Raw genomic sequence first — 18,527 nt, forward strand, 5'->3', positions numbered from 1 at the left:
ACTCAATTGATTAATCATTCTTGTTGAAATGATTAATCAATTGAGTTAATATCGCCCTGCTTTCATGCCTTTGCATTTAACGCAAAAATTGATATATAACAAGGCGATCAAAATAACTGCCATACAAGTATACTATCCAAAATAGGACAGCAAAAACTTACAAAATATCATCCTTCGGTAATTAAGAACATTTGATTCCAGGGCCTTCACTTATAGCCGAGGTTCAGGTTATCAATTTGCAAGCAATCCGCATGACACAGCATGATAACCACAAGCGACAACGTTCGCGATAGCATATGGACCGACTGAAACTACATTAATTACTCCAACAGCAACGCATCCTCATCATCGGTAAGGTTAAGCTGAATCGTATCACTCCCCGCAATCCCTTCAATACTGCCGCGGATGTGAGCGGCACTTAGCAGCACTTTATCCAATTGCTTTTCGCGGGCTTTCCAGAGTTTTTCCATGGCATCGCGTTCGCGCTGAATGGATTGGCGCATGCTCATATATCCTTCACGAATAGCCTTCCATTGCTCCGAAAACTCGCTGCTGGTAAGGTAATCATACAAAAGGTGCATTTTATCACCTTTATTATCCTGCGATTTGGCCAGGTTTGATAATTTCATCACCCCATCCCTTAAAATATAGGATACCGCCTTCACCTCATCAAAACTACAAATCCAAACCCCGTCACGCTCGCCAAAGCAATCCATCCCTTTCGGGTAGCACTGGGTTACAATAACGGCTACATCAACCCCCATGCTGCGCATGTCTTTTTTAAGCTTCTCGATCCAGTCTGCCGAAAAAGCATTGGTACGCTTGCTTTCATAAATAATGCGGCCACACTCCTGGCCAAACTGGTTACGCACGGTTTGTACGCAGTCGGCACCGCGTACGCCTTTCCCTACTTCGCTTATGATATCGAACGGGAAATAATTTCGTAATAACTCTTCCAGTATCAGCTCCTGGGCTTCGCCCTGCAGTTGCATAGAACCCTGCTCGGCTTTGCGCTTCATTTCATCGGCCAGTTTCTTCTGGTCGTCAAGCTGTTTTTCAAGCTCTTTTACCTTTAGCTGGTATTCAGTATCTTTTATGCTGTGGCGTTCGGCTTCCTGCTTTCGGATCTGGTCGGTAAGTTCGTTCCTCTGCTCCTGCAGCTTGCGCTGTACGGCAAGCTCCATTTCCTCTTCCTTTTGATGCAGTTGTTTCTCGCGCTGCAAAAATTCCAGTTCTTTCTGGCGTGATAGTTTTAGTTTTTCCTCAGTTTCAGCGGCTGAATTTTTGAGCAGTACAAGCTGGTTCTCAAAATCCTGGCTTATGGTTTTACGCAGGTTATCTTCAAGCGTTTGCTGCAATTGCTTTTTTTCGTTGTTAAGCCTTTGTTCAAAAGCGGCCTGCTGCTGGCGCTCCTTATTTAAAAACTCCTCATCCTTTTTGCGGTACTCTTCTTCTTTTTGACGGGTATAATCCATCATTTTAACCCTGAGCTCTTTTTTATACTCCTCGGCCATTACCTCCTCTATCGGAAAACCAAAACCACAACTGGGGCACTTAACTTCTGTAGCCATATTATTTATATAAAAGCTGAGAGCTGAATGCACAAAGCTTTAAGCTAATAACTTGATTATTGATATTATTCAATTACTTAATAAAAGGAAAATATTTCCTGTAAATCAAAGATAGGGATTTTACTGTTTAGCAGATGATATGTAACTCATGAGGGGTATTAACATTATTGTAACAAAATGAAACTACAATGATAACAATCTGTTGTAAATGCCGTTTAAAATACCGAAGTTTATAACATGCAGATATTGAGAATTGGAAAGGTAATGTGGAGTCACGATTATGACCTGGCCACATTAGGGTTGGCAAATGACGGAGGAGCATTATTTGCATTTACCCCGCCACCACACCATTATAACGGCGAAATTATACTTACCCCTAAAAGCCTTGTACTTGACGGTGATAGTTATGAACATATCCCCCTTGATAGCCTTGAGCAATTATATTTAGGTTTTGACGAGCTATACAAACGTTCGATGGTACGGAACAATGGTTTATTCTGGCAACCGTTAAGATTACGCTACAGGCTAAAAGAAGAGCTTATTACATTATATCTTATTGTTGACCATACCCTTTTTGGAGCTAAAAATCAATTGTGGTTTAATACCCTAAAGCAACTGCTTTCCCGCAAAGCCTAATTGGACTTTCTTTTCCCCCTCTTTTTACCGGCGCTTCTTTCAAAGCTAAGCAGCTAATCAGCAAATTATTAATTCAGGTTGTAAAAATACCGTGTAACGGGTATTTTATAAAAAGAACCATTGTGGCATATTTGCAGCGCATTAGTTGCGCTAAATACCATTATCACTTTTTATGAAAAAACTTGGTTTCCTGAGGCTATTCTCCTGCCTGCCCCTCATCGCCATCATCATTCCTGACATAACCGAAACGCTTATCAATCCGGAGTTTAAAGTACCCTTTACACATGTCGTAGCGAGCGCGGCCCTTATTGCAATAATTAGCATCTGTACATTAATAATCCGCTATCAAAAAAAGCAAGGATCAAAAATGCAGTACCTGCACTCCCAAGCATAGATCTTCCACTGCCTGTATCATAAAACAAGAAAACGGCGCGGGTTATCCGCGCCGTTCCTGTTAATATATTTTTGCAATTATTTGGCTTTGCCAAACTCACCATTTGCTTTAATAGCAACTTCGTCGCTTACCATAGCGTTACCAAATTTTGAACCGAAGTTAAAATCAGAACGTTTGATGGTGCCGGTTAACTGGAAACCTGCGTCATCAGCTTTGCTCATTGGGTTTTGGATAGTACCACGGTACCATAAATCAAATGAAGCCGGTTTGGTTACACCGTGTAAGGTTAAGTTACCGGTAAGCTTGTAGTGCTTATCAGATGTTTTGGTGATACCGGTACTGGTAAAAGTAATGGTTGGGTAAGTAGCAACGTCAAAAAAATCAGGGCTTGTGATGTGCTTATCGCGCTGATCGTTATCTGTAGTTACTGAAGCTGTTTGTATGCTGATCTGGAATTTAGCATCGCTGAAATCAGGTTTAGCGGCAGTAATGGTTGCATCATAGTTTTTAAAAATACCATCAACATCAGATACCATTAAGTGGGTTACTGTAAATTTAACGTTTGAGTGAGCTTTGTCTACAGTCCAGGTAGTTTGTGCTGATGCCACCGTGTAAGTAAATGCTGCTGCTAACAGGATAAGAATCTTTTTCATTGTTTTAATTTCTTTTTTGTTTTTGATTTATGGCTCAAAAATATGTAAATGATCCGGACTTCAAATAAAATAAATGTTTAAACATGTTTTTATTGAAATCGGATGACAATATACTACCATTTTAGTAGAACTTACAAGAAAAGTAAACTATTTCCCGGGGAGATTTATACCTTAGGTTTTTAAGGTTTTTTGTTTGTTACGGAGCATGATCAATGCCTTATCGGCCCTTGCTTTACGGGAAGCTTCCTGCTTAGCCGAACCTATCCAATCACAATACCCTTGTTTGTATGATTTGGACAGGCTTTCAAAAAATGCATTGGCTTCAGCATCGTTATCAAGCAGGGCCTGCAGTTCGGCAGGTGTACCTTCAATATGTTCGCCGGGTTTAAGCATGTTTTTTATCTGGGTTTACTTCCAGATAAAGATATATTAATTGGAATAAACACCGGGTTGAAAAACCATAATTACGGCAAGTAAAACCACTAAAAGAAATGAGATAGTTAAAAGCGTGTCGATAAGCAGCCTTTGGTTTTTTGATTCCATATTACTTTACTTAAACAGTAAAAGCTGCAGGGTTAGCTTACGGTTGAGTTATTGTAAAAACGGTATCAGGCCGTAATTATTATGGTGCTTTTACCAAAAAGCATATGTAACGCAAATTCTATAAAACCTAAGGCAAATAAAATTGTTACCTAAAATAATTGAGATTTACTAAATTAAAGTAATTATGTGAGATAGCCCGGCCTAATAACCGGGCCATCTTTTTTTAAAGGCTTTATAACCAATTACCCCCCTTTTTTATATTCCTTTAACGCCGGTGAAACGGTTGCTCAAAAAACTCATCCACTTTTTTATTAAACTCATCGGTATGTTCAACCAATGTGCCATGACCCGAGTTGGGCAGGATCCATAAATAGGCGTTCGGAATATTTTCGGCTATCTGAACGGTGTGCGTTGTTACAATAAGGTCATGGTCGCCGGCAATAATCAGCGACGGGCATTTAATAGCTTTCAATGCCGACAGTTTAATATGGGGTTCTTTATAATCAAGCATAAACACTTTCCTGTCGTTCTTTTCTTTGGCGGTGATAAAATGATAATCCTTTTTGCTGGCATATTCCTTTTCCATATCCTTCCATAAGGAAGGGATCAGCGCTGTAGAATCGGGCCAGAGGTTGGCACCTGTAGAGGCCAGCTTTATTACTTTTAGGGGATGGCGCATAGCCATCACCAGGGCGTTGATGCCTCCGTCGCTCCATCCTATCACATAAGCCGAATCGATATGCATTACATCGAGCAAAGCGGCAAAATCATCGGCCATCATTTCAAAAGTAAGTGAATCGCGCGGATCGGTGGATTTGCCATGTGCACGGCTGTCAACAGCTATCACCTTGTACTTCTTTGCAAAATAGGGTATATTTTTTTTAAAGGCATTGATGCTGCTACTGTTGCCATGTATCATCAGCAGGGGTTTGCCTTTACCATAAACTTCGGCATAAAGTTTTATCCCCCTAACATCATAATACTTACCGGCAGCGGCATTATCGCCATAAACAATACCTTTTTGCTGGCTGCAGGCCAAAAATGCCTGACATACCAATACAATTAACAACAGCTTTTTTAACATCATGATCACACCTGTTTAAGTCATTAAATATACATACATAATGCAAAGTTTGAACTTCTGTTGCGGACCCAGGCTATTATTTTTTAGATAGTGCTGTAAATCAAACATGTATTATATTTGCGCACTTTAACAAATGCGCTTTTTAAACCATACGGTTAAAACAATATCATACCTATAATTATTTGTTATAGAATGAATGTTTATAAACCTGTATACATATATGTTCATGCCTGCTTCCTTTCCTAAAAAATATAAAATATTTATTTCGCTTTTTCCTTTACTATGCGTGCTTTTCACTGCCAGGTGTTTCGGGCAACAGTCTGCACCAGCAAGCCCCAATCGTTTCAAATTTAAAACGGTTATTATCGATGCCGGACACGGAGGCAAAGACCCGGGATCGCATGGGACTTATTCAAAGGAAAAAAACGTTTCATTAAGTATCGCCAAAAAGTTAAGGGATGCCATAAACGATGAAATGAGCGGTATTAAAGTAGTAATGACCCGCAGCACCGATGTTTTTATTGAGTTGCATAAACGTACCGACATTGCTAACGACAATCATGGTAACCTTTTCATTTCCATCCATTGCAATTCATCGCCCCAGCGAAAAGGATCATCGCGGGGAACATTGTTGCTTGTATACGGCTTTCACCGCAGCCAGGAACAGCGTGAAGCATTGCGCGAAAATGCTTCGATATTTATAGAAAAGGATTACAAAGAAAAATACAATGGCTATGGCGATGATGCTGCGGTAAATACTATTGTACTTAACGCGTTTCAGCAAAAATACCGCAAACAAAGTATCCAGTTTGGCGACTTGGTTGATAACCAGTTTCGTAAAACTAATGGAAGGCATAGTTTGGGCGTAAAGGAACAGGGTGTTTTGGTATTGGCGCAAAGCGGCATGCCTGCCGTACTGGTTGAAACCGGGTTTATCAACAATCCATCTGATGAAGCATACCTGAACTCGGCCAGCGGACAAAACGAAATCGTACGATCAATCCTAACAGCGCTAAAGCAATACCGTAATAATTTAGAGGGGAATTAATAGTAACCGACCTTATTTCATCAACCTAATTAAACATTTACGCTTCGTTCTGATATTTATTTTATTGCTATTCAAATATTTATATCGACATAACTATAAAAAATCCATTTCAACGAGTTTTTCTAACTTATATTATCTATTTCAGCTCAAATTAAATTTATTTTATAAATATTATTAAAAGCCTTTCTCGGGCAAAATATCTTTTGTGTTTTTCCGTTTCAATGGCTTAACAAACCAAAACATTAACACAAATGAAAAAAATCCTAATCTTAATCCCCGCATTTTTATTGGCTTTTCAAATATCAAAAGCCCAAACCGAAAAAGGTTCACAAACATTGGGTATCGATCTGCAATTTATGTATCAGAAATCGACGCAAAACGCTTTTCAGTCGGTCCCCAACCCTTACGAATCTGAAGTTAAAAATACAAATTTCAGTATCGGTCCCAGCTATAGTTATTTTATAGCAGATAAACTTGATATTGGAGTAAATCTTAATTACGCCCACACCTCACAAAACAGTAAAAACAGTAATTATCCCAACAACGTAACTTCACATCAATATGGGGCTGCACTATTTCTGAGGAAATATTTTATGTTTGGCGATAAATTAGGGCTTCGCGCAGGACCATATCTCGGATACAGTCGCTACAATTTCAGATCAGCTGATACAAGTACTCCAACTAAAACTGACAGTTATGCAGCAGGAGCAACTATGGGTCTTGTTTATTACCCTACAAAAAAACTTGGTTTAGCCGCCACATTGGCCAATTTCTCTTACAGTCACAGCAAGATCAAAGACGATTATAACAGCCGGATTGGAAGTACTAATAACGTTAATTTCAATATAATTAACAATGGCGTATTACTCTCTGTATTTTATGTATTTGGTGGTAAATAAACGCTAAATCAGGGTAGGATGAAAAGATATAAATCATCGTCCTGCCCTCGTTTTATTTTACCCTATGGATGATAAAGCCGTTATGAACAGTTTCCATACCTACTTTAGGGTAATATTCCATAGCGGTTGTAGCCGAAAGCAGTAAAAGCATAGTTTCATCGCCAATGGCTTCCTTAGTTAGTTTAATCAGCTTTTTGCCTATCCCTTCTTTTTGATAAGCTTTAGTAACCGCCAGGTCTGAAAGATAGCAGCTGTAACAAAAATCGGTTAGCGCGCGAGATATGCCTACCAGTTTATCACCATCCCAAGCGCTTACCACAAGGTTTGAGTTTTGGTACATCCTGGCAATCCGTTGCTCATCATGGGTTGGGCGTTTCAGCCCTGCTGTATCATAAAGTTCTATCACTTGCCGGGCGGATGGTATTGTACCAGTTTTATAAGTTATTTCCATATTGTTATTGAGTTGTTTACAAGCTTTTAATCAAATGTAAACAGCATCTGCATTATCCCAATAAGCCAGGATTAAGAAAGCAGGTAGTCCAGCAAATATGAAAACGAAAAGGGGGCGGTAAGTTTTGCAGCGTATCATTCAGACCGCTTTACCTAAGTGTTAGCTAATTACCATTTTTTAAAAATAACAAATACCGCCAGCACAATTAGCCCGAAACCTACCAAATGGTTCCAGCCCAGTTTTTCATTTTTGAAAAGCAGGGTTGTGAAAATCATAAATACCGTAAGCGTAATGGCTTCCTGAATGGTTTTTAATTCAACCAGGGTAAAGGGGCCGCCGTTTTCCTTAAAGCCTCCTTCGTTAGCAGGTACCTGGAACAGGTATTCGAAAAAAGCCAATCCCCAGCTTATAAGTATAATGGCTATTAAGCTTAGGTTTTTGCCCCAGTCATACTCCTTAAACTTAAGGTGCCCATACCAGGCAAATGTCATGAAGGTATTGGAAATAAACAGGAATGTAATAGTACGTAAGCCTTTCATTAATACAAATATTTGGCGTAAATATCAGTAAATTGAGATTCATATCACCAGCAATTGCAAATTACTATACGTAACGCTACAAACCGATTATTAAAATTTGAAAACCAGCTCGGCCCCAAGCGAAAGAGAATTCCAGTTTTGTTTTGCCGAAACATCGCCCAAAGTTAGTTTCTGAGAGAAGAAGTTATATTTTGATTCGATGCTGATCCCCAACTTAGGAGTTATCGGAAATATTACCCCTACTTTGGGAGCATAATATAATGATTGCGACCATTTATCATAAACAAATGGATCTACGCCGTCAATTTCATAACCTACAGCAAAATCAGTAAAATATACCCCTAAGTTAACACCGCCATATACCCTGAAGTTATCGGCTATATCAATATTGTAAGCAGCACCGCCATATGCGGCAATTACGGGCATATCCGCATAATACGTATTAGCAGTTGAACCTGTACCTTCAACTTCCTCTGAAATTAAATATTCATCCGGCTTAAAGTTCATGTACCCTAAGCTTACACTTGCGGTAAAAGGCCCTAAAAACCTGTAAACGCTGGCATTAAAATTAATGGCAGGTTTAAAGGTATAATTAAAATTACCTTGCGGAATATCGACACCTGTACCTGCGGCTATGCCCCAGCCATCGCTAAAATTAACAGCGCCGCTGCCTCCGCCACCATACGTTAACGCCCGGCTGGAACGATGCTGGGCCATAGCATCGCTAAAACAACAAAACATTATAACTATTAAAAATAGCTTAAAACAGATAGCTGATTTTTTCATGAGGAGTAAGTACGCCTTACGGGGAGAAGTTAGATAATGGTGTTTAGGGTTCATTTACCCGTAAAAATAAAAAAATAAAGTTAACCCGGAACACTAAATTAATTTCAAACAAGTAAGGCCACAAAAAAACCTGGCTTAAATAAACCGGGCAACAGGGCTTTTAGGGTACTAAACAATATATCTTGTTTATAATGATTAATGTTAAAAACTACGGGTAACTGGCTGAGGCCCGTAATTTATTATTGCAACTGCGAACCAGGCCTGTCGCCAAATTTCCGGATATAGGCTATGCCCAATGTACAAGCAATTATAAAAAGGAATAAAAAACATTCAATATAAATATGAAACGGCGAAATATCTTGAAAGCGGCCGACTATAAAAGTAGAAATATCAGGCAGTAATAAGCCGAGCAATGGAAAGCCGGCAAACATTCTTAAAATTGCTAATTTTTCCATAATATTTAAGGTATAAGTTTAATACGTCTAATTTAAAACTTTAAAGATTAATAAAAAATAATATTTATTAAAAAGCAATAAATATTTTCGATATGGTTAATGGAAGTTTTTAATAATTAACAGCATCAGAGTTTATAATACTCCTCAATTGAGCGGCCTATTTCCTGCAGAGGGATCAGATGATCTCCGAAACGATGCTCAATAATTTCCCAGCAACCTTTTGTTAACCGGGTTATGGTGTAAAAAGCCGAGTAGTTTAATACACTGAAGGTGGTTTCATTAACAACCGAAGGTATAATTTTATAAGTCCGCTTATTAACTCTTAGTTCAAAAGGCTCCATGGGCATCCGTTTACACAAAAATATTGTGCAGTATACGGATATACAAGCACGACGCACCCCGTATTTTAACCCATTTTACACTACGTATTTTCACCCTAAAAAAGGGTTAAAAAGGCATTGCTTTTACCAATTCAAGTACATTTTGTTTTATTGCAGGATCGTTTTCAATAATACGAACAAGCTCATTATCGTCTGAAACAGAAACAATTACAAAGTTTTTATCCTGGTTCCAGAAACTACCGCTTATAACAACCTTGCCATTGCTTTTAAGATCAGCGTAATAACCATTTCTATCAACCAAACATTGTTCGTTATCCGCAAGGTTGCCAATCTCTTCAAAAAAAAGCATCACGTGATGCGGATCTTTATAGGCTGATGCATGTACCATAAGTTGATTATTTTATTTAATACTTAATTATTAAACTTATTAAGCTAAACAGGTAACCTCCGTTAATATATTGCCCGGAGCATTAAAATAAAACCCAAAACCACCACGCAAAGGTGCCGGAGCTTGCGTTACAGCTATTCCACCTTTTATCAGCCGGTCATAAACTTCGGCAACCTGCTCATGGCTGTCAACCAAAAAACCGATATGAAAAGCATCGGGGTAACTGTTGTTGCCATTCCGGTTAAAGGTATCAGCCATAAGCACCAGGATAAAGCCATCCCCGCCTTCCATTACGGCCAGCATATTATTACCTTTTACACTGGTACATTTAAAGTTAAAATATTGCTCAAAAAAATCAGAACAGGCGGTAACATCAGTCACCGGCAAATTAACGTGATTAAGTTTAATAGTGATTGCTGACATACTAATCAAGGCTTTAATGCTTTTAATACCAGACCCAATGCTTGCTCCATCAGTTTATCATCCAATTTAAAACTGCTGTTCACATAGCTGTTGCCCTGGTTATGAAATTTGATAAGCTGATAAAGCGGCGCATATGCTACTGCCCAATAAACCTCAAAAGGCAAAGGGATCAGTTGCTGCTTTTCTTCGGCATTACGCATAAATGCGCCCAGTACCTGCCCAAAATTAACGGCAAGCATAGCAGTTACTTCTTCATAAAAATGGGTATAGCGCATAATTTCAATAAACTCCATGTCTAACGGACATTCCATGAAATACTCGAGGCGGTTGCGCCATTGTACCCTCAGCCCATCTGCAAAATCCATATCAGGCGAAAAATTTTGGAGACTAAAGGTCATCATCTTTTCGGCTACCCCAATGCAAATACTGGTTATTAATTCTTCTTTATCCTTATAATAGATATAGATGGTAGCTGGTGACACTCCCGCGGACCGCGCAAGCTTATTTACCCCAAAACCGTCAAGACCTTCAGCCACTATCAATTCTATCGCCTTCTGGCGTATTAGGTATTCTTTATGTTCGTCGCGGGGTCTCATTTCAACACTAAAATAAGCGAGCGTTCGCTTATTTAAAAATTTATTTTTTATTTTCCCCTGATATGGGCTAAAAACCTATATCAGCCCTAAAAAAATCTATAAAAAACACGAACATTAAAACAATAACCGGCAAACAATGTTCTATTATCACTTAATTAATAATTATTAAAAATTGCAGAGGCATTTTATAAAACATGCTTTCGAAATTGTTACCCGGCTGGTTTTGAAGGTTTCAATTAAATGAATGCAAATTTTATTTAAATTACAAAAAAATAATACGTACCTTAGCATTGTCATACTAAATGTTAATAATTATGGAAAAATTAATAATATTAAGAATGTTCTTTTGCTTCCCGCTGGTTGGTCTGTTGGTTCCGGACGCAGGTATTTTGTTGTCAAACTTCCCTGGCAACGTCCCGGTAATTCACGTTGTTATTGAGGTAGCATTATTGGTGTGCATTGCGCTTTGTACAGCCGCGATAGCATATGGAAAAAAACGGAATCAGGACAGGACAAACGAAGCCTCTTTTTCCTGATCACTGATCTAAAAAATAAAGGAATACTCCTGTTTAGTTTTAATTAAACTCTTTAACGTTGGGGCTTTTACGCCCCAATTTTACCCCAATACCCACTGCCCCTCATTCATTTCTTATTAGTTATAAGATATTTCATGATGGTATAAGTTTTGCCATAGTCAATAACAGATTTTTATTGATATTTGATAAACCGCTGCCGTGTTCATGAAAAAAATTCTATTTCTGCTTTTTTTGCCGCTATGTTCACTTGCCCAAACAGCAAGTAAATATATCCAAGAGGGAAACTCAAAAGCCAATGCAAGTAATTATAAGGATGCCATACAAGATTTTACGCGCGCTATAGAATTAAACAACAATAACGCGGAAGTTTTTTATTACCGGGCAAATGCATATGGCAATCTCAAAGACTATAAAGCAGCTATTAATGATTATGCACAGGCTATTGCCCTGAAAGCCGATTTGACCAACGCCTACCTATATAAAGCCAATGCAGAGGCTGCCATACAAGATTATCAGGCGGCCATTATCGATTTTGACCGCGCGATTGCGTTGGGACCAAAAACTGCAGACATGTTCCACTACAGGGGCAATGCCAAAAGTAACATGAGTGATTATACCGGCGCCATTGCCGATTTTACTACGGCACTTCAATTTACACCAAACAACGCCGATCTGTATAAATACCGAGGCCTTGCCAAAAACAATAATAACGATTTTACCGGGGCCATTGCTGATTATAATATGGCTATTAAACTAAGCCCTAACAGCGCCGAAATCTATCAATACATGGCAGGCAGCAAGGCCAGCATAAACGATTATAATGGCGCCATTGCTGATTATACCAAAACACTATCGCTTAATCCCGATAACGCTGAAGCTTATTTTTATCGGGCAAATACGAGGGCAAAACTAAATGATTTTAAAGGCGCGGTTGATGATTATAAGAAAGCAGCCGCTATCAACCCCAACCTTAAAAACCTTTTGCTTTACATGGCCAATGCCCAAAGCAGTCTGGGCGATTCCAATGGTGCTCTTGATTATTTCAACAAGGCAATTGCGCAATTCCCCCGGAATTCAAATCTGTACCTATATCGTGGAATTATTAAAAGCGACAAAAAAGATAATCAGGCCGCTTTGGAAGATTTTAACAAAGCTATTGCCCTTGCCCCCAAAAACGGTGATGCATACCAAAGCCGTTCATTTTCAAAGCTGGCATTAGGCAATTACGAAGGCGCCAGAGCCGATGCCGATTCGGCAATTAAAATAAACCCTAACAGCATAAGTGCTTACGTAACCTTAAGCAAAGCTAAAATGGCCACGAAGGATACCGCAGGAGTGATTACTGATTTAACAAAAGCAATCAGCCTGAACAGTAAAAGCGATGAAGCTTACCTGTCGCGCGGCGATGCTTATCGCGATTTAGGAATTCCCTTAGCTGCTATTAACGACTATACGAAGGCCATCGCTATAAATCCGATTTATACTTATGCCTTTTTAAACCGGGCTATTGAAAAAACCAAACTGGGTGATTATGCCGCGGCTGTAACTGACCTCGAAAAACTGATCAGTATTGCCCCGCAACAGCAAAATGGTTATTCACGGCTGGGTAAAATCAATAATTTTTATAAATACACTAACAATGGCGTACAAATATTTACCAGGGCTATAGCACTTAATCCTGCAAATGCTGATTTTTACCTTTATCGGGGTGAAGCAAAGGCCGCCATAGGTGATGCAAAAGGGGCCATGGCCGATTATAATACCGGTGTACTTAAAGCCCCTAAAAATATCACACTATTGTTGAAGCGGGGCCTCGCCAAAGCAGACGCTGAAGACAACAACGGCGCCATAGCCGATTTGAGCAACGCACTAAAAATTGACTCATTATCAGATTCAACCGCTTTAGTATGGCAAACGCGGGGTTTTGTAAAAGCCAAACTTAAAAACTATAAAGGCGCCCTCGCTGATCTCGACCGTGCCGTGTCAATTTACTCAAACGACGAAACCTTTTTAATCAGGGGCGATACTAAAATGGCTATGAAGGATTATGCCGGCGCTGCCGATGATTATCATAACGCCATTTATATGAACGATACCAATGTAAAAGCTTACTCGCATAGCGGTATTGCTAAAAGTAATCTCGGGGATGCCCAGGGAGTGAAAGAAGATTTTGCAGCCGTGTTTAAACTTGCCCCTAACAATCCTGATCTATATATTGACAGGGCTGTCGCCAAAATAAATTTAAAAGATTTGAACGGAGCAATTTTAGACTGTAATACCGCTATAAGCCTCGACGCGAAAAAAGGCCGGGCCTATTTACAAAGGGGGCTTGCAAAAATAACCCTTGATGATAAAACGGACGGTTGCGCCGATATGAATAAAGCGTTAAGTATGGGCGTACAAGAAGCGTCTGATTCTATTATAAAATATTGCAAATAACAATAACTTTTCATTTACAATACTCGTATAATAAGTAACTATTAACTGATCTATAAATAACAACCAAGCCCCGAAAGGGGCTTTTACATTTACGCGAATTTGGAGTGGCTATACCGCCTTCTTGTCCTCTATATGTAATTGTGCGCGCAGCTCTTTCAATTCCATTTCGTAGGCGCGCATACGGGCCTGCAAAATATCCACCTCGGTACGCATCATTTGTATTTCGGTAATAAGCTTGGCCGATTCGGGTTTGTTGATCATTTTCTCGCCCGTACCAAGAATAAGCCATTCGGGCGAGTATTTAAGCTGGAAACAGAGCTTCCGGATAAGATAATAGCTAATATCCTGCTTTTTGTTGATCACCTTACTAATAAAACCCTGATCAACACCAATGGCTCCGGCAAGCCCCAGCTGGCCGCCGTGCTCTTTAACAACTACCTTTAACCGTTTTATAATCGCTTCGTCAGACATAAGTGACTGCAATAATAATCATTTTGTTTATCCATGCAATATATAATTGCTTTATTGAAGGCACCGAAACAAAAAAGGTCAAATGCCCCAACAGCAAATGACCTTAAAGTAAAACTAACCAACAAAAACTATATATGACAATAAAATAAACTCAGGTTAAAACCAATAAATTATTTATTTCCTAAATTTTCAAGCAATTCGCCAAGCTTATCATTATAAACCGGCAAACTGATCTTTCCTGCATGGTAATCACCTGCTATTTGTTGCAGGCTTGCCCCAATGTTTTGCTTCGCATTGTCGCGCATATGCACATGACAATTATCAACAGTGAGCCCCGCATTAATTTTATTTATTTTTTGATCCATACACCGTTTCATCAATAACGGCTGCACATCATTCGCGTTCTTCAGCAATAAATTAACCCTGCTCCGTTGTTGCTTATCAAACTGTAAAATAACAAATACCAGTCCGAGCCCCGCAATCATAAACAAATAAAAACAATCCATATAAAGCTCTGATATTAAACATTGATTATACATTTTAATACGAAGCCAATAAAATAAGGTTGCATAATATTTAAAACTTTTTTCGAATATTTTTCTAACACAAAAATCCACCCTGCACAAATTTTAAAATACGCATAAAAAGCCGACCTTTACATTCATAATCCCTTAACAAAAGGGATACATAAAATTGCGATCATTATGAAACCGGGCGATAAGGTAATTTGTATAAACGACAAAATAGATCCTGAAAAGATGGCTGAAATACGGCAGGACTTTGAGATCTGGATCACCAAAGATAAGGAATACACCATACGCGAAATACTTGATAACAATGGTATTGTAACCGGCCTGTTGTTAGAAGAAGTACACAATTTCCCCAAATTTTTTAAACTGATAAACCGCTTCCAGGAGCCTGCTTTTGCCCAGTGGCGTTTCCGCAAACTAAACTATGCAAGTCCGGAAGCCGAAGCTGTTAGCGAAGATTTGGAGCTCGTTGAGCATATTGAAAAAGAACAAAAGTTGGTAAAGGTAAAATAGCGTCGAAACCTGCGTCCCGGCCCTTCTTCATGCAACAATGATCGCTTTGTTAAAATAAGTTAAACGTTTGCTGCAACCTATTTCATAAACGGAATTTATATAGCGAAACTGCTGCATATAATTATCTGCCTGTATGAAAAAGTTACCCGCATTGTTTTCACTGGCAACCTCAATTGGACTGTGGTATGCCTGCACCCAGCACCCGCAAAACAAAAACGCAACTGATAAGTGCACCGTAAAAATCAGCAACCATGGAGTTATATTGCTTACAAAGATACGGGTAAAGGTGATACAACATTGCTTTTTGTACACGGGTGGCGATATGCAAACAATGCCAAACAGCATATTTTATAGATAACTTAATACGTATAATCGCTCGCAGCACCCTCTTCTACAAGTTGTGTAAGCAAAGCTTTCAATACAGCTTCGCGGGTCCAGTGCTGTTCAAGTGACGAGGCATCCTCTTTATACCATAGCAAGGGGGTGTTAATTTCGATGCGGGCCTTGTAAGCAAAGTTTTTGGTTGGGTGCAATTTGCTGCCCTCGTAACTATTCAGGTTTTCGGTTTTAATGATCCGGGCCAGGTCACGAACCCGGATATCTATCTGGAGGCATTCATCAATTGAGTTTTTAAAATCCTGTTTATCCTCCAGCCACAAAGTAAGCACTTCATCGGTAATATCGTGCTCGGCAATAGTTATCCGACTGTAATCATAATCAACCGATATAATAAGCCACCAAAGCTGACTTTTAAGTTTTTGAGAAATTTTTATCATGATAATTAGTGTATTGATTTCGTATTATTTTAATTGAGCATTTTAGGCCGTAATACCTGCAACCAGGTTACTACCGTTTAAAAGCGGGCATCCATCCCGGCATATACTTTTGGATAGCAGCAATTTCATCTCTATATTTTTCACATGCAGTTTTGTAACCCTCAAAGCGCTGTAAAACCTCATGTTCATTCACAGTATCCCGATTATCTTGATTGTTATTACCTCCTGTCAATTGCCGCAGGGCCGAAAATGCTATATGCATGGTAGTATGATATTGACTATTTATTGATATTATTTCTTGATTTTAAATTACAGAATATTGTATTTAAATAAAAGAATACTCTTTATAAAACGAACCGAACATTTTGATTTGTGAATAATTTGACTTACATTAGCAATTATCAACGAAACAAATATACAGAATTATCTTTATTATAATCAAGAAAAATCTTTAAATTATTTTCATCATGGAAGACGAGATAAAACCAAACAAAATAAAGATTGTACGCCCCGAAACATTGGAGTTTATCATACTTTATAACCAACTTAAGGGAAAAGCCTTTAACGGAAATGCTCAATTAGCTGAAGCGTTAGGCTTTAACTCGCCAAGCTCGATCACCGAAATAATAAAGAGCCGGCAGAACATAGACCCAGAAAAACTCCGTGTTTTTAAAGAAAAATACAAAGACTACATAACAGGGGACAAAAAACAGAATTTCTCTGAATCAAAACCTATATCCAAACACAGTGAGGGCATACCTATGTATGAAATTTCTGCAACCGCTTCAGGCGTAGAAGTATATAACGACATTAATGATTCACAGCCGGTTGGTCATATGAATTTCCCGGGCATTGAGGATTGCGATTTCGCACTTCCGGTTTGGGGGCACAGTATGTACCCATATCTTGAAAACGGCTGCTGGGTTGCACTAAAAATAATTCATGACAAAAAGATCCTGCCCGGCGAGGTTTATTACATTGAGTGGGGAGATTACCGAATGTATAAACGCCTGCTTGCAGGTGATAGCCTTGATGAAGTAATTGCACATTCAGATAATACAACCGAAATGGTTGGCAACCGGCTCAAATATGCCCCATTTATTATAAAAGTAGCCGACATTAAAAAACTTTGCCTTGTTAAAGACATTCACAAAAAGCATAACCATTAACCCGCATGGCGGTAGAATTTATTAAAAGAACAACAAATTCCACCGCCATTGTTACCTGCCCGGTGAGCGGTTATCATACTTATAAAATCAACATCGAAAACCTCATTAAAAAACGCCCATGGTGAAATAAACTGGTCATTTGTTACAAAAATTAGCTATCATGACTTAAAACTTCCCTATTTTTAATTACGATTTGCTTGACAGATAAAATGATAATCCGGCTGGCTACCCTCAATGATATACCGCAGATATTAGCTTTTGTAGCTGAAGTAATACCTGGCATGAAGGCAACAGGTAATTTTCAATGGAATTATGACTACCCCAATAAACAAGTATTTACAGAAGACATTAACCTTAACCAGCTTTGGGTAGCCGAAGCTACAGGAGCAATAGCAGGTGTGGCTGCCATAACTACCGATCAGGATGCAGAATATGCACAGGCCGGGCTTGATATCGACGAAGCTGCCATAGTTACGCATCGGCTTGCTGTAAACATTAACTACCGGGGTCGGGGCGTCGCTGCAGCACTTCTCATGCAGGCCGAACATGAAGCTGCACAGCGAGGAATAAATATATTACGAATTGACACCAATATTGCGAACCTGGCAACGCAAAAGCTGTTCCCAAAGCTGGGCTATGTTTTGGCGGGCGAGATTAGCCTGGATATAAGGCCGGGTTTAAGATTTCTGTGCTACGAAAAACGGCTCAATAGGCAACCTACAACAGCTACCCGGCATAGCTAACCTGTTTCCTTAAAGCTTCACATATTTACACAAAACCCACAACCATTTCTCAATAGTTATTCACAAATGGGGATTTTATCAACAATGCCTTTTTAGTTTATTTTTTATTCAATTATATTTATAGTAATTATAAACCGCAGGCCTCTGCCGGGAGTGATAAAGTTGTAATAAAAGAGAAGAAGATGGAACCTATCATGATACTGGTAATCGCGGCTATCGTTGCTGCCATAATTTTAGTTGAATTTAACAAACGGCAAAACACAAAAGCTGGCGACAATAGTCATATAACCGCCGATGTGCAACAACTATACCTGCTTAAAGCTGCAGAACATAAAATAGAAGTAATTGAAGATTTGCAAAAGAATGGCGCTAATGCCAATAATGCCATTGTAACAAGTATTGAACAGGAACTGACACGCTTAACAGGAGCTTTTGAAAGAGGTGATATCAAATTGAAAGAATTTAACCTCAAGCTTGACAGCTTACTTAATAACCTCGATATTAATAATTCACTGGCACAAGCATCATAAGCAACAAGTTACT

General features: G+C 39.0%; 26 protein-coding genes. 10 read left to right on the forward strand and 16 right to left on the reverse strand.

Features of this window, described 5'->3' with window-relative positions:
* Positions 1-320: 320 nt before the first annotated feature.
* Positions 321-1,571, reverse strand: coding sequence for a DUF2130 domain-containing protein (locus tag ACP26M_RS13865; RefSeq protein WP_176844376.1), 1,251 nt, complete (start codon positions 1,569-1,571; stop codon positions 321-323).
* Between the two features lie 237 nt (positions 1,572-1,808).
* On the opposite strand from ACP26M_RS13865, the gene ACP26M_RS13870 reads away from it, so the two are divergent.
* Both ACP26M_RS13870 and ACP26M_RS13875 read left to right on the forward strand, forming a co-directional pair.
* Positions 1,809-2,207 carry a hypothetical protein gene (locus ACP26M_RS13870; protein ID WP_129568859.1) on the forward strand — a complete coding sequence of 133 codons (399 nt, stop codon included), beginning with the start codon at positions 1,809-1,811 and terminating at the stop codon, positions 2,205-2,207.
* A gap of 172 nt (positions 2,208-2,379) precedes the next feature.
* The gene (locus ACP26M_RS13875; protein ID WP_426580671.1) at positions 2,380-2,601 is read left to right on the forward strand and encodes a hypothetical protein; all 222 of its coding nucleotides are present in this window, start codon (positions 2,380-2,382) and stop codon (positions 2,599-2,601) included.
* Between the two features lie 77 nt (positions 2,602-2,678).
* Here ACP26M_RS13875 and ACP26M_RS13880 read toward each other — a convergent pair whose 3' ends face one another.
* The 3 genes from ACP26M_RS13880 to ACP26M_RS13890 all read right to left on the reverse strand — a co-directional run bounded on the left by ACP26M_RS13880 (position 2,679) and on the right by ACP26M_RS13890 (position 4,884).
* Positions 2,679-3,254 carry a YceI family protein gene (locus tag ACP26M_RS13880; RefSeq protein ID WP_426580673.1) on the reverse strand — a complete coding sequence of 192 codons (576 nt, stop codon included), beginning with the start codon at positions 3,252-3,254 and terminating at the stop codon, positions 2,679-2,681.
* Positions 3,255-3,425: 171 nt separating this feature from the next.
* Entirely contained in the window at positions 3,426-3,647 is a 222-nt protein-coding gene (locus tag ACP26M_RS13885) for a YdeI/OmpD-associated family protein (RefSeq protein ID WP_426580675.1), read from the reverse strand.
* 415 nt (positions 3,648-4,062) lie between these two features.
* The gene (locus tag ACP26M_RS13890) at positions 4,063-4,884 is read right to left on the reverse strand and encodes an alpha/beta fold hydrolase (RefSeq protein ID WP_426580677.1); all 822 of its coding nucleotides are present in this window, start codon (positions 4,882-4,884) and stop codon (positions 4,063-4,065) included.
* A 223-nt stretch (positions 4,885-5,107) separates the two neighbouring features.
* On the opposite strand from ACP26M_RS13890, the gene ACP26M_RS13895 reads away from it, so the two are divergent.
* Complete coding sequence (locus ACP26M_RS13895; RefSeq protein ID WP_426580679.1) at positions 5,108-5,929, forward strand: N-acetylmuramoyl-L-alanine amidase family protein; 822 nt, start codon at positions 5,108-5,110, stop codon at positions 5,927-5,929.
* Between the two features lie 251 nt (positions 5,930-6,180).
* Positions 6,181-6,828, forward strand: a complete 648-nt coding sequence (locus ACP26M_RS13900; protein ID WP_426580681.1) for an autotransporter outer membrane beta-barrel domain-containing protein — start codon at positions 6,181-6,183, stop codon at positions 6,826-6,828.
* 52 nt (positions 6,829-6,880) lie between these two features.
* Here ACP26M_RS13900 and ACP26M_RS13905 read toward each other — a convergent pair whose 3' ends face one another.
* From ACP26M_RS13905 to ACP26M_RS13940, 8 genes are all read right to left on the reverse strand, one after another.
* Positions 6,881-7,279, reverse strand: coding sequence for a GNAT family N-acetyltransferase (locus ACP26M_RS13905; RefSeq protein WP_426580683.1), 399 nt, complete (start codon positions 7,277-7,279; stop codon positions 6,881-6,883).
* A gap of 167 nt (positions 7,280-7,446) precedes the next feature.
* Entirely contained in the window at positions 7,447-7,818 is a 372-nt protein-coding gene (locus ACP26M_RS13910; protein ID WP_426580685.1) for a DMT family protein, read from the reverse strand.
* A 90-nt stretch (positions 7,819-7,908) separates the two neighbouring features.
* Complete coding sequence (locus ACP26M_RS13915) at positions 7,909-8,658, reverse strand: outer membrane beta-barrel protein (protein ID WP_426580687.1); 750 nt, start codon at positions 8,656-8,658, stop codon at positions 7,909-7,911.
* A 185-nt stretch (positions 8,659-8,843) separates the two neighbouring features.
* Entirely contained in the window at positions 8,844-9,059 is a 216-nt protein-coding gene (locus tag ACP26M_RS13920) for a hypothetical protein (RefSeq protein WP_354481347.1), read from the reverse strand.
* Positions 9,060-9,184: 125 nt separating this feature from the next.
* Positions 9,185-9,400, reverse strand: coding sequence for a hypothetical protein (locus ACP26M_RS13925; protein WP_426580689.1), 216 nt, complete (start codon positions 9,398-9,400; stop codon positions 9,185-9,187).
* A 106-nt stretch (positions 9,401-9,506) separates the two neighbouring features.
* Positions 9,507-9,788, reverse strand: coding sequence for a hypothetical protein (locus tag ACP26M_RS13930; RefSeq protein WP_426580691.1), 282 nt, complete (start codon positions 9,786-9,788; stop codon positions 9,507-9,509).
* A 39-nt stretch (positions 9,789-9,827) separates the two neighbouring features.
* On the reverse strand, positions 9,828-10,211 hold the full coding sequence (locus ACP26M_RS13935) for a VOC family protein (RefSeq protein WP_426580693.1): 384 nt from the start codon (positions 10,209-10,211) through the stop codon (positions 9,828-9,830).
* Between the two features lie 5 nt (positions 10,212-10,216).
* Positions 10,217-10,807 (reverse strand): TetR/AcrR family transcriptional regulator, encoded by a 591-nt coding sequence (locus ACP26M_RS13940; protein ID WP_426580695.1) that lies wholly within the window; start codon positions 10,805-10,807, stop codon positions 10,217-10,219.
* Between the two features lie 314 nt (positions 10,808-11,121).
* Between ACP26M_RS13940 and ACP26M_RS13945 the strand changes: the two genes are divergently transcribed.
* Positions 11,122-11,343 (forward strand): hypothetical protein, encoded by a 222-nt coding sequence (locus ACP26M_RS13945; protein WP_426580697.1) that lies wholly within the window; start codon positions 11,122-11,124, stop codon positions 11,341-11,343.
* Between the two features lie 204 nt (positions 11,344-11,547).
* Positions 11,548-13,782, forward strand: a complete 2,235-nt coding sequence (locus tag ACP26M_RS13950) for a tetratricopeptide repeat protein (protein WP_426580699.1) — start codon at positions 11,548-11,550, stop codon at positions 13,780-13,782.
* Between the two features lie 108 nt (positions 13,783-13,890).
* Here ACP26M_RS13950 and ACP26M_RS13955 read toward each other — a convergent pair whose 3' ends face one another.
* Positions 13,891-14,253, reverse strand: a complete 363-nt coding sequence (locus tag ACP26M_RS13955) for a helix-turn-helix transcriptional regulator (protein WP_090523778.1) — start codon at positions 14,251-14,253, stop codon at positions 13,891-13,893.
* Positions 14,254-14,423: 170 nt separating this feature from the next.
* Positions 14,424-14,759: a hypothetical protein gene (locus ACP26M_RS13960; RefSeq protein WP_426580701.1), complete on the reverse strand. Its 336-nt coding sequence runs from the start codon at positions 14,757-14,759 to the stop codon at positions 14,424-14,426.
* 198 nt (positions 14,760-14,957) lie between these two features.
* Here ACP26M_RS13960 and ACP26M_RS13965 point away from each other — a divergent pair, with 198 nt between their 5' ends.
* Positions 14,958-15,296 (forward strand): hypothetical protein, encoded by a 339-nt coding sequence (locus ACP26M_RS13965; protein WP_426580703.1) that lies wholly within the window; start codon positions 14,958-14,960, stop codon positions 15,294-15,296.
* 359 nt (positions 15,297-15,655) lie between these two features.
* On the opposite strand, the gene ACP26M_RS13970 is transcribed toward ACP26M_RS13965, so the two are convergent.
* Positions 15,656-16,072: a hypothetical protein gene (locus tag ACP26M_RS13970; protein WP_426580705.1), complete on the reverse strand. Its 417-nt coding sequence runs from the start codon at positions 16,070-16,072 to the stop codon at positions 15,656-15,658.
* A 70-nt stretch (positions 16,073-16,142) separates the two neighbouring features.
* Positions 16,143-16,334, reverse strand: a complete 192-nt coding sequence (locus ACP26M_RS13975) for a hypothetical protein (RefSeq protein WP_426580707.1) — start codon at positions 16,332-16,334, stop codon at positions 16,143-16,145.
* A 205-nt stretch (positions 16,335-16,539) separates the two neighbouring features.
* Between ACP26M_RS13975 and ACP26M_RS13980 the strand changes: the two genes are divergently transcribed.
* From ACP26M_RS13980 to ACP26M_RS13990, 3 genes are all read left to right on the forward strand, one after another.
* Positions 16,540-17,241: a S24 family peptidase gene (locus ACP26M_RS13980; protein WP_426580709.1), complete on the forward strand. Its 702-nt coding sequence runs from the start codon at positions 16,540-16,542 to the stop codon at positions 17,239-17,241.
* Between the two features lie 209 nt (positions 17,242-17,450).
* The gene (locus ACP26M_RS13985) at positions 17,451-17,984 is read left to right on the forward strand and encodes a GNAT family N-acetyltransferase (protein ID WP_426580711.1); all 534 of its coding nucleotides are present in this window, start codon (positions 17,451-17,453) and stop codon (positions 17,982-17,984) included.
* Positions 17,985-18,166: 182 nt separating this feature from the next.
* Positions 18,167-18,514, forward strand: a complete 348-nt coding sequence (locus ACP26M_RS13990; protein WP_426580713.1) for a hypothetical protein — start codon at positions 18,167-18,169, stop codon at positions 18,512-18,514.
* The last annotated feature ends 13 nt before the right edge of the window (positions 18,515-18,527 follow it).

Source organism: Mucilaginibacter sp. R-33 (genome assembly GCF_049949235.1).
Taxonomy (GTDB): Bacteria; Bacteroidota; Bacteroidia; order Sphingobacteriales; family Sphingobacteriaceae; genus Mucilaginibacter.

Bases quoted from the DNA above. Each gene is read 5' to 3' on its own strand.
- ACP26M_RS13900 (WP_426580681.1), top strand. From the start codon at position 6,181: ATGAAAAAAATCCTAATCTTAATCCCCGCATTTTTATTGGCTTTTCAA.
- ACP26M_RS13910 (WP_426580685.1), bottom strand. From the start codon at position 7,818: ATGAAAGGCTTACGTACTATTACATTCCTGTTTATTTCCAATACCTTC.
- ACP26M_RS13950 (WP_426580699.1), top strand. From the start codon at position 11,548: ATGAAAAAAATTCTATTTCTGCTTTTTTTGCCGCTATGTTCACTTGCC.
- ACP26M_RS13980 (WP_426580709.1), top strand. From the start codon at position 16,540: ATGGAAGACGAGATAAAACCAAACAAAATAAAGATTGTACGCCCCGAA.
- ACP26M_RS13885 (WP_426580675.1), bottom strand. From the start codon at position 3,647: ATGCTTAAACCCGGCGAACATATTGAAGGTACACCTGCCGAACTGCAG.
- ACP26M_RS13940 (WP_426580695.1), bottom strand. From the start codon at position 10,807: ATGAGACCCCGCGACGAACATAAAGAATACCTAATACGCCAGAAGGCG.
- ACP26M_RS13925 (WP_426580689.1), bottom strand. From the start codon at position 9,400: ATGGAGCCTTTTGAACTAAGAGTTAATAAGCGGACTTATAAAATTATA.
- ACP26M_RS13955 (WP_090523778.1), bottom strand. From the start codon at position 14,253: ATGTCTGACGAAGCGATTATAAAACGGTTAAAGGTAGTTGTTAAAGAG.
- ACP26M_RS13880 (WP_426580673.1), bottom strand. From the start codon at position 3,254: ATGAAAAAGATTCTTATCCTGTTAGCAGCAGCATTTACTTACACGGTG.
- ACP26M_RS13960 (WP_426580701.1), bottom strand. From the start codon at position 14,759: ATGGATTGTTTTTATTTGTTTATGATTGCGGGGCTCGGACTGGTATTT.
- ACP26M_RS13970 (WP_426580705.1), bottom strand. From the start codon at position 16,072: ATGATAAAAATTTCTCAAAAACTTAAAAGTCAGCTTTGGTGGCTTATT.
- ACP26M_RS13985 (WP_426580711.1), top strand. From the start codon at position 17,451: ATGATAATCCGGCTGGCTACCCTCAATGATATACCGCAGATATTAGCT.
- ACP26M_RS13865 (WP_176844376.1), bottom strand. From the start codon at position 1,571: ATGGCTACAGAAGTTAAGTGCCCCAGTTGTGGTTTTGGTTTTCCGATA.
- ACP26M_RS13920 (WP_354481347.1), bottom strand. From the start codon at position 9,059: ATGGAAAAATTAGCAATTTTAAGAATGTTTGCCGGCTTTCCATTGCTC.
- ACP26M_RS13990 (WP_426580713.1), top strand. From the start codon at position 18,167: ATGGAACCTATCATGATACTGGTAATCGCGGCTATCGTTGCTGCCATA.
- ACP26M_RS13905 (WP_426580683.1), bottom strand. From the start codon at position 7,279: ATGGAAATAACTTATAAAACTGGTACAATACCATCCGCCCGGCAAGTG.
- ACP26M_RS13895 (WP_426580679.1), top strand. From the start codon at position 5,108: ATGCCTGCTTCCTTTCCTAAAAAATATAAAATATTTATTTCGCTTTTT.
- ACP26M_RS13875 (WP_426580671.1), top strand. From the start codon at position 2,380: ATGAAAAAACTTGGTTTCCTGAGGCTATTCTCCTGCCTGCCCCTCATC.
- ACP26M_RS13890 (WP_426580677.1), bottom strand. From the start codon at position 4,884: ATGATGTTAAAAAAGCTGTTGTTAATTGTATTGGTATGTCAGGCATTT.
- ACP26M_RS13870 (WP_129568859.1), top strand. From the start codon at position 1,809: ATGCAGATATTGAGAATTGGAAAGGTAATGTGGAGTCACGATTATGAC.
- ACP26M_RS13935 (WP_426580693.1), bottom strand. From the start codon at position 10,211: ATGTCAGCAATCACTATTAAACTTAATCACGTTAATTTGCCGGTGACT.
- ACP26M_RS13930 (WP_426580691.1), bottom strand. From the start codon at position 9,788: ATGGTACATGCATCAGCCTATAAAGATCCGCATCACGTGATGCTTTTT.
- ACP26M_RS13915 (WP_426580687.1), bottom strand. From the start codon at position 8,658: ATGAACCCTAAACACCATTATCTAACTTCTCCCCGTAAGGCGTACTTA.
- ACP26M_RS13945 (WP_426580697.1), top strand. From the start codon at position 11,122: ATGGAAAAATTAATAATATTAAGAATGTTCTTTTGCTTCCCGCTGGTT.
- ACP26M_RS13975 (WP_426580707.1), bottom strand. From the start codon at position 16,334: ATGCATATAGCATTTTCGGCCCTGCGGCAATTGACAGGAGGTAATAAC.
- ACP26M_RS13965 (WP_426580703.1), top strand. From the start codon at position 14,958: ATGAAACCGGGCGATAAGGTAATTTGTATAAACGACAAAATAGATCCT.